Below are 17,963 nucleotides of genomic sequence, written 5' to 3'. Positions count from 1 at the left end.
ATTTGTATCGGGCTGACAAAACCTTCACCCTTAATTCCCATATTTATTTGTCCAACATTTACACCCACATTCGGCGTTATTGTGCTTACTATCATCGGCTTTATTCGCAATGCAGACGATAGCGTTACCACATAAGATGACGCGCCGCCTGTGCTTACTTCCAAGTCCCAGTATCCTGTCGCTTTCCCTGTTAATCCCATTATGCAATCTATCTCGCTTTGGTTTATATAACTCTGGCTCGTAGGCAATATATCGCTTTGTCCGCTTCGCTTTAACTTCACTGTCCCGCCTGCTACAAATCCCTGCCCGCTTATCGCTATCGCCCTGTTCGTGTCCGTGTTGTATGCACTGCTCGTGCTTATTGAGGTTATTTGCATTGGGTTTATTGTTAACACATTCGCCTTTTCTGCCGTCAAAGAGCCGGCAGTTACGCTAATAGTCCAGCTTCCTGTGCTTTTGCCTACTACATTAAAAACCGCACTTATGCTTGTACCGCTATTTAGCACAACATTTGTTCCAGCAATATCAGAAGAACCAACTTTTTCTAGATTTACACTTACACCACTTACAAAACCTTCCCCAGTTATAGTTATCGGCCCCAGTATGCTTGAATTAAAACAGGCGCCTGTACTTATGCTTGTTATTGCCATTGGCTTTATTAAAAACCCATTTGTAAAACTTGAAACCATAACTGACGAACCGCCAAGATTTGCAATTGCCGTATAGTATCCGGTTGTTTTAGCTGATAAATTAAATGTGGCAATAATCGCAGTTGAACTTTGTATAGAAGAAGAAATGGGGAGTATGTCTGCTTCGCCATTTTTTGTTAGTTTAACCGTAGTTCCTGAGTCAAAACAATCACCGTTAAAAACAACACTTGCAGATGCGTTTGTATTATACATCTCGTTTGGCGATATTTTTGAAATGCCAGCCCTAAAAGTAATTGTGTCACCAAGTGGGCTCCAGTTAAAGCAATCATCTGTTATACGCACCCAAGCGTAATATGTTGTATCTGCCGCAAGATTATTTAGAAGAAAACTTTGTGCATCTGATGGGTTTGTTCTTGTACTCCATACGATATTGTAATTTAAATAATTCGGCGGGGCGCTGTCCCATGTATCGGCAGCGATAGTTGTAAAGCGTATTTCATAAACTCCACTTGAAATTACACCCGTGTAGTCGTTATTGCCGGGAGCAAGCCAGCTTAAGTTAACTTGTGCCGAGGTTTTTGCAGGGTTTAAATACAAATTTTTTGCAATGTTTGAAATTTGGGCTGGTTTTACAGTGTCTGAAGTAAAACCAAGTGCGCTGAGCGCGGTTTGAATGTATGGGATTTCCATAAAAGTACTTTTAATTAAACCAGTACGGTAATTTTCAATTGACAAAATTACTGAGCCCTGCTGATGGCTTATCATATGAGGGTTTACCCAGCCCCAGCTTTTGCATGTGGTTGGTCCGGTAAGCCCTGAGTCTTTTTTATAGCTGTCTGAGAAACCCCAATTCCCCCAAATATCGGCACCGTAAGTATCGTGAAGATAACGAATATTTTTTTTAACTAATGAAGGTAATTCATTTATGGAAGCGGCCATAGCGCTTAAACAAACTGTTCCATCGTTGTCGGATGTATCATAAGCGGTATAAGCAAGCCCCCAAAGCCCATCCCACTCTCCGACACCGGGAACATCGGTTGCGCTTAAACCAAAGCTTTCACCATATGTGGAGTATGTTGAACTATTATCAAAAGCATATCTGTGCTGGTGAATGGTTGTATTGTAGGTATTTAAGGCAAAAGAAGCGTATTTTGATGTTTTTCTTCCAGTAAAATCAATAAAAATGCCAGGATATTGGTGCGAAAATAATGAATTACCACCATCATAAATGTAAGAAAGTCCCTTGTACGATATTGGCAGGCAGCTAAGCGCATTCCAACCATTTATATCTGAAAGCGGATGTGTGGGTGAGCCCATAGCAAGAAAATAGGCAAATATACCCTCGCTATATCCTGCTATATCGCCTTGACCGGAAAAGCCGTTTTCGGGTGTCCATGCCCACTTTAAGTAATTGCCTCCGTTGCGCATCCATTGCCAATCAATTCTTCTATATATTGCATCTGCTGTATCCCATTCTACACTGCCGCCGCCATTATCCTTTATATACTGGCCTGCAAAGAGAGCGCCTGTAATAAACCAAGCTGTGTCTATTGTAGAAAGCTCAGTACCTGAGTTGTCTCTTGTTCCATCATTTTTTGTGAAATGGTAAAAGAAACCATTGTGCTGTACAAGCCCACCTGATAAAGCAGTTCCACTGCTTTCAGGTGCATTGTAGTGTGCATTTAAAATTGAATCAATTCTTGCTTTTGCCACCGATAAAGTTATCCAACCGTTTTTATGCGCAACACAAATAGCGACAAGGCCCATACCTGCCGCAGAAACACCATAAAATGCAGAGTATGGTCTATAAGGAGGATAGGTCCAGTTTGCCTGCCTTTCTGCAACTGTATAATATCCACTGTTTGCATTGGACCAAAAATACATAAATGCGGCTTTTTCAACAGACAAAAGCATTGCATCATCGCTTGTGCCATCCCAAGCCGCGGCACAAAAAGCATTTGAACTAAATGCTAAAAGCGCAAAAAAAGCAATAATAATCAAAATAATTTTTTTCATATTTATCTTCACAACTGTTTGATACATATAAACTATTTAGTTACGATTCCAGCAATCCTATACATTCCTGTCATCTCGATGAGCGAAGCGAAGAGAGATCTTTCTTTAAAAGGAAAAACGAAACACCAAGACCCCTCACTACGTTTCGGGGTGACAAAGAAAACACACAACAACAAAACATAAAACTTCGCAAAGAAAAACAATTTCCTCTGCGAAGTTTGTAAAGAGCTTTAAACCAACAACAAACTACTCAACGGTGCTCTCATCTTCATTTTCATCATCGGCAACTAACAATTCGCCAAGTGTCGGTTTTTCATCTTTATTCGCAAATTGTTTAATTAACTCTCTTTCGCGCTCTCTATCAAGTTTTTTAATTGATATTTCTATTTTTCTTTCTTTTATTTCGTTTTTAATTACCTTCGCTTCAACTTCCTGGCCGACAGCCAATACTGTACTCGGGTCTTCAATTTTTTTTGTAGCATCAATTTCACCATTACGTAAAAGCGCGTCTATGCCTTCTTCAAGCGTTACAAAAGCGCCAAAACCATTTAAACGAGCAACAGTGCCTTTAACAACCGCGCCGACCTTATATTTTTTTACAGGGTCCTGTGTTAATTTTTTAACCGAAAGAGATATCTTTTCGTTTTTAGGGTCTACGCTAAGAACTACCACCTCAATTTCACTGCCTTGTTTTACAACTTCATTTGGGTGTTTTATTTTTTTTGTCCACGACAGTTCACCAACATGCACAAGCCCTTGCACACCGCCCTCAGGCAGTTTAACAAAAACTCCAAATGGAGTTATGCCGCTTACAACACCTTTTACACGGGCTCCCGGCGCATAATGCCTGTATGCGTTTTCCCATGGGTTTTCTGTCATTTGCTTTATTGAAAGAGAAATCTTTTGAGTTGTTTCATCTATCGCAAGTACTTTTGCCTCAACTTCACTTCCTACGCTAAACATTTGTTTTAAATTTTTTGGCTCAGATAGCCATGAAGTTTCAGATATGTGAATAAGCCCCTCAACACCCTGTTCTAACTCAACAAAAACACCAAAATCGCTTACGGAAGAAACTTTCCCTTTTATAATTAAACCACTCGGGTACCTTTCCGCCGCTCCATCCCATGGTTTTACACTTAATTGTTTTAAACCAAGTGATATTTTCTCTTCTTTTTTATTTATTTTCAAAATGCTTACGCGTACCCTTTGGCCGACTTTTAATATATCCTCTACATTTTTAACTCTATACCATGCAAGGTCGCCGATATATAGCAACCCGTCAATACCGCCAATGTCCACGAAAGCGCCAAATTTTGTTATATTGCGCACAACGCCATCGCGAATTTGACCTTCCTCAACCTCTGCAAAAAGTTTTGATTTTTGTTCGTTAACGCTTTTCTCAAGCAAAACTCTTCTTGAAAGCACAACATTTCTTTGCGCTCTGTTAATTTCAGTTATAGCAAACTCATATTTTTTGCCGATTACATTATCCAAATCTTTTGGGTTTTTAGGTACTCGCAAATCTAACTGTGAAGACGGCAAAAAAGCATCAAGGCCAATATCAACAACAAAACCGCCTTTTACTTTTTTCTTAATTGTACCTTCAATTGAAGCAGCAGCATGCTGAGCATTTGATAGCGTTTCCCAAATTGCGGCTTCCTTAAGTTCTCTAAATGAAACTATTGGGGAACCGCCATTGTTTCCAAAACGCACAAACTTTACACTTATATTTTTCCCAAGCTCAAGTTCTTTTGGCGCTACACCATCTTCAAACTCAGTTTTTGGTATTAACGCTTCGTACTTTAAACCAAGGTCAACTAACACTCCATCTTCATTTTGACCCACAACCACTGCGCTAAAAACTTTACCAGTTTCAACTTTAAGCTCAGGGCCCATAAGCTCGCTCATTAAAACATTTTCGTCGTCAATATTTAAACCCACATTACTGTTATTTGACTCCTGCATCATATCCTCCGCCTATATATTCCAACCTAAATTTTAAGATAAGGTATCATATTTTTATATTTTACTAATTAATTATTCTCTTATCAAGGTTTTTTTGAAAACCACTGTAAATAAAAAACACCGCCGACATTACGCAAACAATACCGCATGCAAGAAATCCTGCTTTTAATGAAATTAAAGATATAATTACGCCCGCAACAAAAGGCCCTGAAGAGTGTCCAATATCCATTATTGAACTTAATGCCCCCATAGAAGCGCCCAACTCTTCTATTTTGGCAACATCCGCAGAATACGCGCTTGTTGCAACAGTGCAAAAAGACATACCAAAACCAAAAACAACAGCACAAATTAAAAGCATAATAAAGTTTGAAAAAACCGGCATTGCGGCAATTGCAGAACCAAGTATTAATAAACCAAAAATAATTTGTACACGACGGTCAATATGGTCTGAAAGTTTTCCAAAAAGCGGTTTTGTAAGCGCAATAGACAAAATTTGCAACGAAAATGCCATACCGATTTTAGCAGGGCTAACCCCAAGTGAGTGCAGATATATTGGAAAGTAAGTTTCAAATGCGCCAAAAGAAAAGTAAGTTGCCATTTCAGCAAGGCCTGTTGCAAGAAGCTTTGCATTGCCAATAAAATTAAGCAATGCTTTTTTCATTTGCGTAAAAGATGTTTTTTTAAGTTCTTCTAAACTACTTTGAACGCCTTCTTCTTTGTACATTAAGCAAAGAAATAAAACCGGAATAGAAACCACAAATGCAGCAATGTAAACAACCCTGTAACTCCATAGCATACCCAGGTAAGCAAATGCACCCATTAAAAAACCACCAACTATTGGAGCAACGGTTCTGCCAACAAGTGTGGCGGAAGAGTAAAGACCTATTTTTTCGCCCCTGTCTTTTCTGTAATTGCTAAAAATTATTGAAGATGCGACAGGCCCCAAAATTGCTGTGGCAATACCGTGAAAAAAACGCACAGGTATTAAAAATAGTGGGTTTGTTATCAGAAGGTATAAAAGCGGTGATATTAGGAAAACCAACGCAGAAACTAAAAGTAATTTCTTTCTTCCCCATGAATCGCAAAGGTAGCCGACCGGAAAGCTGAAAAGTATGCCGGCAATTGGAGAAATTGCGGCAATTAAGCCAATAATTGTTATGGATGCTCCAAGCGACTGGGCAAAAAGGGGCAAAACAGGATTTTTTGAAATTGTACCAGAAAAAATTCCAAAAAAACCAATTATTGATATTAAATACAAAACCTTGTTTTGTGATTTTATTTCAGACATTGAATAAAAACTCAACTATATCGCCTTCGCGCATAATATACTCACGGCCCTCTTGGCGTAAAAGGCCTTTTTCACGCGCTCCGGCTTCACCGCCATAACGCACAAAATCCTCATACGAAATAACATTCCCGCGAATAAAACCGCGTTCAAAATCAGTATGTATAACGCCGGCCGCCTGCGGAGCAGTCGCGCCTTTGTTAATTGTCCATGCGCGTGTTTCTTTTACTCCGGTGGTTAAAAATGTTTGCAAACCAAGCAAGGAGTAGCACTCTTTTGCAAAAACATCAAGCCCGCTTTGTTTTATGCCAAGTTCTTTTAAAAACTCTGCTTTTTCAGCCGCGTCAAGTATTGCAATTTCTTCTTCAATTTTTGCGCTGATAACCTCACACTTTTCACCACAAGAACGCGCGTACTCATTTACCAACTTAACATAATCATTTTCTTTGTTTATGGAACTTTCATTTATGTTTGCCACATAAATAACTTTTTTCGCGCTAATAAAATTCATCTGCTTAAGGTGCTCACTTTCTTCCACCGAAAACTCAAGTGAGCGAACTGGTTTGTTTGCCTCAAGCGCCATTTTTATTTTTGTAACAAGCGCAAGCTTTTCTTTTACTTCATTGTCGGCGCTTTTAAGTTGTTTAGAGAGTGTGTTTTGTAATTTGTCAGCCATTTCAAGGTCTGCCAACATTAGCTCAACATTTATTGTTTCAATATCATCAATTGGGTTAATTTTGCCATTAACATGCACAACATTTTGATCGTCAAAACAGCGCACAACATGGGCGATAGCGTTAACTTCCCTGATATGAGAGAGAAATTTATTGCCAAGCCCTTCACCTTTTGAAGCGCCTTTAACAAGTCCTGCGATATCCACACAGGTAATAGTTGCAGGAACAACTTTTATTGAAGCGCTCATTTTAGAAAGCACGCTTAAGCGCTCATCAGGCACAGGCACAACGCCGGTATTTGGCTCAATTGTGCAAAACGGGTAGTTTTGCGCCTGAGCGCCGGCATTTGTTATGGCATTAAAAAAAGTTGATTTCCCAACATTTGGCAGGCCTACAATACCAACTGAAAGCGCCATATTATTGCGCCCCTTGTTTTTTCTTTAACGGCATACTAAAAAATATTTTTTTATCTTTCATAGAGTAAATTTCAAGCGACTCTGTCTGCTCAAAACCGTTTGCTTCCATATATTTTGAAAACTCAGGGTAAACTTTAGCAACAGCAATAATGATAGACCCCATATTCTTATACGGAAACTCGGCTGTTATACTTTGCGTTACAGGATACTCCATAATGCCAAATTTTGTTTTGATTTTATCTTCTTGCGAAAAGTACTCCGACTCAAGCACGCAACCAACGGAGCTCCTTAAATTTTCTTTTTTAACTAATTTTGGGTTGTCGTAGTAAATACCAAATCCCCTTTCTGCTTTTATACCAAAGTCCTTGTTTAAACTTTCAAAGATATTGTTCATTACTTTGCCAACTTTCATATACGAACCCTTATGCTCGGCATAAACAAACTTATAAGGGCCAACTTTTGTAACATTAACTTCAACCTTTTCAAAAAGCCCAAGTGTTGCGCCATAAATAACAAAACCAACTATTAAAAGAACTAAAATAATTAAAACTTTTTTCATAAATGCCCCCAGTTTTTTCGTATTATAGCAAATTTTGCTATAATCACTAGGTAGATAAAAAGGAGCATGATAATGAAATTAGGTATTGTTTACAACAAAGACAAGGCGCTGGCCATAAAAGAACTTGAAAAGCTAAAGAAATGGCTTGCTTTAAACAAAATTGATTACATTATTCTTGGACAAAAAGTTCCGAAAAATGAAAAAATATGCGCTGTTGTAACTCTAGGCGGCGATGGAACAATGCTTAAAGCAAGCAGAATGCTTGTGCCGTATAAAATTCCAATTTTAGGGGTTAACCTTGGCTCGCTGGGCTTCCTTGCAGAAACAAACCCAAAAGAAATGTATGCGGCAATAAAAAATATAATTGCTGGAAAGTTTACCATTAAAGAGCGAGCTGTTTTAGCTGTAAAAATTGAAAATAAAAATAGAACTATTAATGAACTTGCCATAAACGACTGTATAGCGCACTCTGGAACAAATGGCAGAATTGTTACTGTTAAAGCATACTTAAATGAGAAATTTTTAGGTGATTACATTGGCGATGGACTAATAGTTGCAACCCCAACCGGCTCAACCGCCTACTCACTTGCAGCAAACGGCCCTATTGTGCACCCACATTTAGATGTGCTTGTTCTAACACCAATTTGCCCGCACACACTAAGCCAAAGACCTTTTATTATGCCTGCGAGTAAATCCATACTTAAGCTAATTGTAAACTCAGACGCAAAAGAGAAACCAGTAATTTATATTGATGGGCAAATAAAACATGAGCTTGAAGTGGATGATAAAATTATAATTTCTCTTTTTAGCGAACCGCTATACCTTATTAAAAACAAAAAACACAACTATTTTAGCGTTCTAAGAACTAAACTAAACTGGGGTAAGAGAGGATAATAAAATTGCTCTTTGCCAGCTATAAAATCAAAACCCTGACTAAAAAATAATTATGCTTGCTAATTTATACATTAAAAACTTTGCGTTAATTGATGATTTAACCCTATGCCTTGAGCCCGGGCTTAATATATTTACCGGTGAAACCGGCGCGGGCAAATCGATTATTATGGAGTCGCTTTCCCTTGCCCTTGGAGCGCGGTCATCGGCAAGTGTTGTTAGAAGCGGACAAACATGCTGTGTTATTAGTGCCGAGTTTGACATAACAAAAATTCCTGAAGTTAATAAAACATTAGAAACTCTTTGCATACCTGCAGAAAACAACACACTTATTTTAAGGCGTGAGATTGACAACTCCGGTAAAAGCAGAGCATTTGCCAACGACACCCCCCTTACTCTTTTAGCACTCAATGAGATTACACAAAATTTAGCAGACATACACACCCAGAATGAGCACCAACTTTTACTTGAAACATCATTTCAAAGAAAGTTTTTAGACGCTTACGGCTCCTTAGAAAAATATACCGCTGAAATTTCAAAAAAATATTATGAACTAAAAGAATTAAAAGACAGCCAGGCAGCTCTTGAACTTTCTTTTGCCCAAAAAGAGCGGCTTATAGACCTCTACTCTTTTCAATTAAAAGAAATTGCTGAAGCAAACCTAAAACCGTCAGAAGATTTAGAACTTGAAAACACTTTGCCGCTGCTTAAAAATGCAAGCAAGCTTAAAGACAATTGTGAAATGGCACGCAAAGCGCTCTATACCGGTGAAGCGCCTGCGCTTTCTGCAATTATGCAAACAATTAAAAATTTAGAGGCCCTGCACAACTCGTCGGGTGCTATGTCCGAGGAGTTAGATAACACACGCAACGCCTATTATACGCTTGAATCGGCACTTGATGGAATAAGCACCTTTGCGGATAAACTTGAAATAGACCCTGAAAAACTGCAAGAAGTAATGGAACGCCTTGAGCTAATAAAAAAACTCAAAAAGAAGTATGCCCCAACAATTGAAGAAATTGCCGCCTACGAAGAAAAAATAAAAGCCCAGCTTGAAACACTTCAAAAAAGTGAAGAATCAAGTTTGGAACTTACCAAAAAAATAGAAAAAAATAGCACCGAGTTAAATAAACTCTGCGCAAAATTAAGCGAACTTCGGTTAAAATTTGGCCAGAAACTTGCTAAAGCTGTTGAGGCCGAAATTCAAGAACTTGGAATGAAAAAAGCGCGCTTTGCTATAACACTTACCAAAGAACAAGAAGCGCAAAACTACGGAATAGATAAAGTTGATTTTATTTTTTCAGCTAACCCGGGCGAAGAGTTGAAACCCATAAAAACCATTGCATCTGGCGGCGAACTTTCTCGCCTGATGCTTGGGCTTAAAACCGCGCTTTCAAATGTTTATGGCTCGCCAGTTTTAATATTTGACGAAATTGACTCAGGAGTTGGCGGCCCAACCGGCCAAGCCATAGGCAAAAAACTAAAAGCACTATCAAAAGAAAGGCAGATACTTTGCATAACACATCTGCCACAAATTGCGGCCTTTGGCGATACAAACTACGCTGTTTCAAAAACTCAAAAAAACGGCAAAACAATTACTGAAGTGAGTAAATTATCACAAGATAATAAAATTGAAGAAATTGCCAAGATGCTTTCCGGTAACAAAGTAACACAAAGCGCGCTGACCCACGCCAAAGAGCTAATAGAAAACTCAAATTCTTTATAATTCTGCTATAAATTTGACTTCTTGTTAGTCAAAATAATAAAATTGGACTACAGTGGCTAAAATAATTATCAACCCAGAGCGGTGCAAAGGTTGCACACTTTGCATAAATGTTTGTCCTAATAAAAAAATAAAGATGTCGGAGCAGTTCAACAAGGCCGGTAATCATCCGGCTATTTTTGTTGAAGAAGGAAGCCCATGTACAGGATGCAGCTTTTGCTATCTGGTCTGCCCCGATGTCTGCATTGAAGTACATAAAGATAAGTAAAGAAACTGTTTAAAATTAAACTTTATTACTTACCTCTTATTCATAAAATAAACTACTATGAAAACACTTACTAAAGGTAACATTGCGTTGTGTGAAGGTGCTATAGCAGCAGGTTGTATGGCATATTTTGGCTATCCAATTACCCCCCAAAATGAAGTGCCTGCGCATATGTCAAAACGAATGACAGATCTTGGCAGAGTTTTCCTTCAAGCCGAGTCAGAAATTGCCGCAATTAATATGGTTTTAGGCGCAAGCACAACCGGCACAAGAGTTATGACATCATCGTCTTCCCCGGGAATTTCACTTAAACAAGAAGGGATATCTTACATTGCCGCATGCGAACTGCCATGCCTGATTGTAAATGTTCAGCGCGGCGGGCCAGGGCTTGGAAATATATCCGGCGCTCAGGGTGATTACTTTCAAGCAGTAAAAGGCGGCGGCCATGGCGATTATCGCCTGCTAACTTTAGCTCCTTGCAGTGTTCAAGAAATGTATGACTTTGCAATTCTAGCATTTGACCTTGCTGAAATTTATAGAACACCTGTTATGATTCTTTCTGACGGAATTGTAGGCCAAATGATGGAACCGGCCGAAATACCACAAAACCCAAAACCAAGAACACGCCCACAAACAGATCGCAGTTGGATTCTTGATGGATGCAAGGGCAGAGCACCAAGAAGCATACACTCGCTTTTAATGAATGAATTTGCTCTTGAAAAACATAATATTCACCTGCAAGAAAAATATGCAAAAATAGCCAAAAACGAAACTCGCGCCGAAGTTGGAAACATAGAAGATGCCGATACTATTATTGTTGGCTATGGCATTACCGGAAGAGTTGCAAAAGCCGCGGCCAGTATCGCAAGAGCAAAAGGATTGAAAATTGGCTTCATACGGCCTATAACACTTTGGCCTTTCCCCTCACAAATAATTAGCAAAGCCGCCAAACCCGGCAGAAAGTTTTTAGTTGTAGAAATGAACCATGGACAAATGGTTGAAGATGTTCGCCTTGCTGTTAATGGAGCATGCCCCGTTGAATTTTACGGCAAAGCTGGCGGCGGTATAATAACTGAAGAAGCTATTTTGGAAAGAATAAAATGAACATACTAAAAAGACCGGAAGCCTTAAAAGACGCACCACACCTTTACTGCCCAGGCTGCGGACATGGGATAATTCACCGTATAGTTGCTGAAGTTATTGATGAACTTGGCATTAGAGAAAAAACCATAGCGGTAGCGCCTGTTGGTTGCGCTGTATTCGCATATGATTACTTTAACTTTGATGTCACAGAAGCCCCTCACGGCAGGCCTCCGGCAGTTGCAACCGGAATAAAAAGAGTTTTACCTGACCGTTTTGTATTTACATATCAAGGTGACGGCGACCTTGCCGCAATAGGCACAGCAGAAACTGTGCATGCCGCAAACCGCGGTGAAAATATAACAATAATATTTGTTAATAACGCCAACTACGGTATGACCGGCGGGCAAATGGCTCCAACAACTTTAATAGGTCAAAAGACAGCAACGACACCGGCAGGCAGAGATGTTAAAAGAGATGGGTTCCCTATGGATGTATGTGCTCTGCTTTCATCGCTCCCAGGAGTTTCGTATTTAGAAAGAGTTGCTGTAAACTCACCCAAAAACATTATACAGACAAAAAGAGCAATAAAAAAAGCGTTTGAAAACCAAATCAATGGCAAAGGGTTTTCCTTAGTAGAAGTTCTTTCGCAATGCCCGGTTGACTGGGGTATGACTCCAAAAGATGCAATCGCTTGGGTAGAAAATACTTTTATGAAAACATTCCCATTAAAAGTTTATAAAGATATTTAAGCTCTGTCATCCCGTCAGCCCGAGGCTAGACCTCGACAAAGGCGGGAAACGCAGTGAGGGATCTTAGTTTTTACTGTCATTGCGTCAGCCCCCGCCTTTGTCGAGGTCTAGATGAGACTCAGGCTGACAAGGGGCTAGATCTCGCCAAAGGCGGAAATCCCGAAGGTGTGAAGCAATCTTAAGTCATTGCGAGCGAAGCGCGGCAATCTGGTGTCAATGACAATCAAATTAAAAAAGAGATAAATTATGAAACACAATATAATAATAGCTGGGTTTGGCGGACAGGGTGCACTTTCAGCAGGTATGTTGCTTGCTCAGGCCGCTCTTGAAGAAGGAAAACTTTCAACATGGTTTCCATCCTACGGCGCTGAAATACGCGGCGGCACAGCCAACTCAACTGTAGTAATATCTACAGAAGAAATTGGTTCGCCAATTGTACTTTCTTCAACCGGGCTTATTGCACTAAATGAACTTTCTCTTGTAAAGTTCTCAAAAAATGCAGTTGCTGGAGCTATAATTGTTGTTAATACATCACTTGTGCCGAAAGAAAAGATAATAATTGATAACACAAAGAAATATTTTTTCGTGCCAGCTACAGAGCTTGCCAATAAACTTGGAAATGTTCGCGTAGCAAACTCAGTTGCTCTTGGGGCTTTTTTGAAAGCATCCAAAGCACTTTCACTTGAAAGCGCAATAAAGGCATGCCCAGTACTTCTTGAAAGCAAAAAAGAACTTATTGAATTGAATATAAAAGCTCTGGAGCTTGGATTTTCTCTCTAAAGTGTGTTAAACCCCCAAAAGGTGGTTAAATAAATGTCTGAATTTAAAATTAGAAATGCAAAAGTAAAAGATGTGAAAGCAATGCAGCTTTTAATAAACCACTACGCGCAAAAACGTGAAATGCTTCCAAGATCTCTTAACGATATATATGAAAACTTGCAAGAGTATGTAGTTGCGGAATCAAATGGTAAAGTTATAGCGTGCTGCGCATTACATATATCATGGGAAGATTTGGCAGAAGTAAAAGCCCTTGCAGTTGCCGAAGGGTTTATAAAAAAAGGAATTGGCTCAAAACTTGTACTTGAATGCCATAAAAAAGCAAAAGAACTTGGGGTTAACGAGGTTTTTTGCCTTACATATAAACCAAAATTCTTTGTAAACCTAAAATACAAGCAGATATCACGGGATAAACTGCCACATAAAGTTTGGGGTGAATGCGTAAAATGCCCGCACTTCCCCGACTGCGGTGAAGTTCCACTGTTAATTGTCCTAAAAAAAGTTAAAAAACCTAAAACTAAAAAATTCTTTTAGAAATTAAAACAATATAAAAAAACCAGTCAAGGAAAAAATTCCTTGACTGGTTTTTTATTTAACCCAAACAGTAATTCCTGCGGGGCTTTTCTGCCCCTGCTCCCCTGTATTACTTTTCTTTGTTGCCCAAAGAAAAGTAACCAAAAGAAATGCACCCACGGTGGCTATTCATTCGCATTTTTTTGGCGGCTGCGGAACTCGCCTCGCCACTTTGTGGCTGGCTCAAACAGTCCTCGCCGAAAACTCCATAAAAATGCTCACTCATTGTCAGCCAAAGTGGGATGGTAAAGTTAGCAAGGCAAAAGGTCTGTCATTCCCGCGGATAGTTAGCGGGAATCTAAAAAGGTTTGTCATCTCGATGAGCGAAGCGAAGAGAGATCTTGCAAAAAACGATATAAGTATTGTGTCTCTGGAATTTGTTTACAATTTGTGCTTTATAAACTTGTTTCTAAAGTTATATATGCGTTTATCTAGAATTATATCGCTTTCTATTATCGACTTTTTCAGAGTTATTCCCTTAAGCGAAGTACAGCGGCTTAATCCAACATATATTTGCCCATGCGCAAATGCCCCGTGACCTATATCAATACTAACATTATTGAATGTTTGTCCCTGACTCTTATGAATAGTAATTGCCCAAGCTAATTTTAAAGGATATTGAATAAATGTCCCTATTATCGTTTCATCTATATCATTTTTATTAGAATTATATTTATATTCAACTTTTTGCCAAACACTAAGAGGAACCTCATATATATTTTTATTTATCTTCACCATTATTTTATCATCAGATAAATCTTCCACTTCTGCAAGGGTTCCGTTTACCCATCTCTTATTTATATCATTCTTAATTAACATTATTTGTGCACCTTTTTTGAGCCTTAAGCAATATTCGGTTGGAAATATATTTTCATCGAAAGTACCCGTAATTTTGGCTTCAAATTTAAACTCTTTATTTGAGTTTATAGACAATTTATACTCATTTATATTCCTTGCTTGTTGATTTGTGGTTGTTAGTATAATACAAGGCGCACTATTTTCTTGTATTTTTTTATCAACCCTCTCATTAAGCTTATCCAAGTCTTTATCTACTTGTTCACCATTTCTGATTTTATTAAGAATATCTATAAAGTCTTGATCAACCTGTCTATATATTTTAGTTAACTCTACATAGCATAATTTTATGTTATTAAATATTTTTGCATCAAAAAAATAAGGACTCTTATATTCCTTATCCATAATTTCTCGTTCTTCTTTGTTTACAACAGGGGGTAACTGAAACAGATCTCCAAATAATATTACTTGAGCTCCTCCAAAAGGAATTTTCATCTCATCTCGATTTATTCTAAGAGCATAGTCAATACCATCCATCAGATCAGCTCTAACCATTGAAATCTCATCAATTATTACAGTATCAAGTTTTTCAAGAAGCTCTCCATTTCTTAATCTTTCAATATTTTTTTTCTGAATTATTCTTGGAGGAAATTTAAAAAATGAATGTACTGTCTGCCCACCAACATTGATTGCTGCAATACCAGTTGGAGCTATAACAACTACTTTTTTTTGAGTCTTTGATTTAAAATATTTCAGAAGTGTTGATTTGCCTGTCCCCGCTTTACCTGTAATAAAAATGCAATTACTTGTATTTTCCAATAAATTAAAGGCATTCAAAAACTCTTTGCTTAAGTCTAGGTTTTCGGGGAGAATATTCGCTTCATTATATAAAGCATTTTTATTTCTTAATCTTTGGAAGTCATTAGAATTCTTCATAATTGCTTTTGTTCCATTTTTCGATGATGTTTTATCTATATTTATTGATATATATTATTTAGTCATTAACTATAGATATTTTGATACTCTTTATTTATCTTAATTAAGTTTGGAATCATTTTTATTTCTCGTTAGGTAATGTGCTGAGTGCAGTCGAATGGCACAAAAGTATTATAGAAATCTGACACCGATTTCGATTAAAATATATTCCCTATTAAATAGTGTAAATACTTGTGCGATTACATTTATAAGTTTCTATTAATATAACATGATTAATGCCATTTTTATGCAGTATTTTTTCCACTACAATCTTAGGTCTTTCTGGAGTATTATTATCGTCACTCACGTGCGCAAGAAACACATATTTAAACGAATTTGATTTTGTAGACCTAATTATCATTTCAACTAAAGCTGTTCCTGCTTTTTGATTGCTTAAATGTTCGCACCACCCAAAATGATTTGGTGGGTTTCTTTCTATGATTTCTAAATCGTGATTTGTTTCTAATACAATTGCATCCGAATCTAATACTTCTTGAATCATATCGTATGTTATTTCCTTCGTATCAGTAATATAACTGATTTTTTTATTTTCAAAGTAAACGGAAAAACCACAAGGGCTACCTACATAATCCTCATGACCTATGTCGTCGTGATAAATTTTAAAAGGGGTTATTTTAAGATAGTCAATTCTAAACTCTCTATTTGTATGAATTTTTATCAATCCATCTCTTATCAAATTATCTTTAAGATTATATCTATTCTTAATTGTATTATATGTATGTTCATGAATATATATTGGAATACTATTCTTTTGAGCAAAATTTATTGTGTTTTCATTAATGTGATCACAATGCCCATGTGTTATCAATATTCCACGTATTTTTCCATAATTCAATTCAATAGATTTTAAATGTCCCTCCCAACGCTTAATGCTTCCACCACAATCAATTAATATTCCCAGTTTTTGTGACCATAACGCTGTACAATTTCCACTACTGCTACTTCCAAGCACACATATGTTAACACACATTTTATTACCCATTTTATTTATCTAAAATCTCATTCCATGATTACGAAATTTGCTCTTTTCTATACCCTTCTGGTTTTTCTTGCTAAAATTATTTGAGTATCTCGTATTTTGTCCTTTTGTGAAAATTTCTGGTACACAATACTTATATCGTTTTTTGCAAGATCTCTCTTCGCTTCGCTCATCGAGATGACAAACCTTTTTAGATTCCCGCTAACTATCCGCGGGAATGACAGACCTTTTGCCTTGCGAGCTTTTCCATCCCACTTTGGCTGATAATGAATGAGCATTTTTATGGAGGTTTCGGCGAGGACTGCTTGAGACCGACTCTGTATTATGGGCGAGTTCCACAGCCACCATAAAAATACGAGTGAATAGCCACCGTGGGTGCATTTCCTTTGGTTACTTCAACACAGATTTTGTAATAGGTGTGTGGACCGAGACGAGCGAGGCCGAGGGTTTTTCAACTCAAAGAGAGAGAGCGATGTATAGACATCGTACGAACTTTTTTGAGGAAGAAAAAGTCCGGCATCGTTTGTCGAATCCCGCATCCTATTGCAAACTCTTGGTGTAACTTTGGGCATTCAAAGAAAAGTATCACTGGGGGCGGGTGTAAATCCCGCGACTTAAATTAATTCTATCCTTGCAGTAAAGAAATATCAGCGATTTTTGAGATAAGACCAACTAATGTTTTCAACAACGCTAAACGGTTAGAACGAATTACTTCGTCGTTATCCATTACCATAACTTTTACAAAAAACTCATCTACAGCTTCTTTAAGGTTGGCAACAAGCATTAACGCAGATAAATAATCGCCATCAGATACTTTTGATAAAACTTCCAACTCAATTTGTTTTATTGACGAATATAGATTTTTTTCTTCATCACAGTTAAATATAGTTTCATCTACACAGTTTGGTATTGCAATAGATTTCTTTTCAGCTTGAATAATAATATTTGACGCTCTTTTAAACGGTATAGTTAAAAGCGAGAACCTTTGGTCTAACCTTGCTTTTGAAAGTGCATCTATGCGAGACTTGGCATTTAAAAAATCATAAAAACCAACTGCAAGTACGGCTTTTATCTCGTCAAATTTATACCCACCCGACTGCATTAGCGCTTCAAACCTTTGTTTAAAAAACTCCAGCATCTGTTCTTTTGAACGGACATTGTTTGAAAGCTTTTCAGGTAACAAAGAGTAGGCTTTATCTATCAAAGAAGAAATTTCTAAACTAGTCCCGCCAAGTAACATCCTTATAACACCAACAGATGCCCGCCTTAAACCGTAAGGGTCAGCAGAGCCGCTTGGTATTAGTCCAGCTGCAAAATCGCCGCAAAGTGTGTCTATTTTATCGGCTATAGAAATTATAGTTGAAAGTGAACTGTTTGGAAGCTTGCCATCAGCACTAAGCGGCCAATAATGCTCTTGTATAGAAATTGCTACATTTTTGTCTTCACCATCTTTATTAGCGTAAAGAGCGCCAATTGTGCCTTGAAGCTCCGGGTACTCATAAATCATATCTGTTACTAAGTCGGCTTTAGCAAGAAGACACGCGCGCTCTATAATTTTTTGTTCAAT

At 37.9% G+C, this 17,963-nt stretch carries 14 protein-coding genes; 6 read left to right on the top strand and 8 right to left on the bottom strand.

The genetic code is table 11. The features are described from left to right. From M0Q46_06060 to M0Q46_06040, 5 genes are all read right to left on the bottom strand, one after another. Window positions 1-2,666 (bottom strand): hypothetical protein (locus tag M0Q46_06060; GenBank protein ID MCK9583154.1); only part of this gene is annotated, 2,666 nt, incomplete at its 3' end. 246 nt (window positions 2,667-2,912) lie between these two features. After that, window positions 2,913-4,631, bottom strand: a complete 1,719-nt coding sequence (locus tag M0Q46_06055) for a 30S ribosomal protein S1 (protein ID MCK9583153.1) — start codon at window positions 4,629-4,631, stop codon at window positions 2,913-2,915. A gap of 64 nt (window positions 4,632-4,695) precedes the next feature. Beyond that, the gene (locus tag M0Q46_06050; protein ID MCK9583152.1) at window positions 4,696-5,919 is read right to left on the bottom strand and encodes an MFS transporter; all 1,224 of its coding nucleotides are present in this window, start codon (window positions 5,917-5,919) and stop codon (window positions 4,696-4,698) included. Beyond that, window positions 5,912-7,006: a redox-regulated ATPase YchF gene (gene ychF / locus M0Q46_06045; GenBank protein ID MCK9583151.1), complete on the bottom strand. Its 1,095-nt coding sequence runs from the start codon at window positions 7,004-7,006 to the stop codon at window positions 5,912-5,914. The genes M0Q46_06050 and ychF overlap by 8 nt, the downstream gene beginning before the upstream one ends. Before the next feature lies 1 nt (window position 7,007). Next, complete coding sequence (locus M0Q46_06040; GenBank protein ID MCK9583150.1) at window positions 7,008-7,565, bottom strand: GyrI-like domain-containing protein; 558 nt, start codon at window positions 7,563-7,565, stop codon at window positions 7,008-7,010. 72 nt (window positions 7,566-7,637) lie between these two features. Between M0Q46_06040 and M0Q46_06035 the strand changes: the two genes are divergently transcribed. The 6 genes from M0Q46_06035 to M0Q46_06010 all read left to right on the top strand — a co-directional run bounded on the left by M0Q46_06035 (window position 7,638) and on the right by M0Q46_06010 (window position 13,587). After that, on the top strand, window positions 7,638-8,459 hold the full coding sequence (locus tag M0Q46_06035) for an NAD(+)/NADH kinase (protein ID MCK9583149.1): 822 nt from the start codon (window positions 7,638-7,640) through the stop codon (window positions 8,457-8,459). A gap of 52 nt (window positions 8,460-8,511) precedes the next feature. Further along, window positions 8,512-10,182, top strand: coding sequence for a DNA repair protein RecN (gene recN, locus M0Q46_06030; GenBank protein ID MCK9583148.1), 1,671 nt, complete (start codon window positions 8,512-8,514; stop codon window positions 10,180-10,182). A 322-nt stretch (window positions 10,183-10,504) separates the two neighbouring features. Next, on the top strand, window positions 10,505-11,548 hold the full coding sequence (gene vorB / locus M0Q46_06025) for a 3-methyl-2-oxobutanoate dehydrogenase subunit VorB (protein ID MCK9583147.1): 1,044 nt from the start codon (window positions 10,505-10,507) through the stop codon (window positions 11,546-11,548). Next, a complete protein-coding gene (locus M0Q46_06020; GenBank protein ID MCK9583146.1) occupies window positions 11,545-12,276 on the top strand; it encodes a thiamine pyrophosphate-dependent enzyme in 732 nt (243 codons plus the stop codon). Before vorB ends, M0Q46_06020 begins: the two co-directional genes overlap by 4 nt. A 246-nt stretch (window positions 12,277-12,522) precedes the next feature. Continuing rightward, window positions 12,523-13,056, top strand: coding sequence for a 2-oxoacid:acceptor oxidoreductase family protein (locus tag M0Q46_06015; protein ID MCK9583145.1), 534 nt, complete (start codon window positions 12,523-12,525; stop codon window positions 13,054-13,056). 33 nt (window positions 13,057-13,089) lie between these two features. Next, entirely contained in the window at window positions 13,090-13,587 is a 498-nt protein-coding gene (locus M0Q46_06010) for an N-acetyltransferase (protein MCK9583144.1), read from the top strand. Window positions 13,588-14,007: 420 nt separating this feature from the next. On the opposite strand, the gene M0Q46_06005 is transcribed toward M0Q46_06010, so the two are convergent. From M0Q46_06005 to glyS, 3 genes are all read right to left on the bottom strand, one after another. Next, window positions 14,008-15,357, bottom strand: coding sequence for an AAA family ATPase (locus M0Q46_06005; protein MCK9583143.1), 1,350 nt, complete (start codon window positions 15,355-15,357; stop codon window positions 14,008-14,010). Window positions 15,358-15,571: 214 nt separating this feature from the next. Beyond that, the gene (locus M0Q46_06000; protein MCK9583142.1) at window positions 15,572-16,399 is read right to left on the bottom strand and encodes an MBL fold metallo-hydrolase; all 828 of its coding nucleotides are present in this window, start codon (window positions 16,397-16,399) and stop codon (window positions 15,572-15,574) included. Window positions 16,400-17,021: 622 nt separating this feature from the next. After that, a partial coding sequence (gene glyS / locus M0Q46_05995) for a glycine--tRNA ligase subunit beta (protein ID MCK9583141.1) occupies window positions 17,022-17,963 on the bottom strand: 942 nt, incomplete at its 5' end.

The sequence above is a fragment of the Endomicrobiales bacterium genome, from assembly GCA_023228045.1.
Classification (GTDB): domain Bacteria; phylum Elusimicrobiota; class Endomicrobiia; order Endomicrobiales; family JALOBY01; genus JALOBY01.
This window is presented reverse-complemented; position numbering and strand designations above follow the sequence as displayed.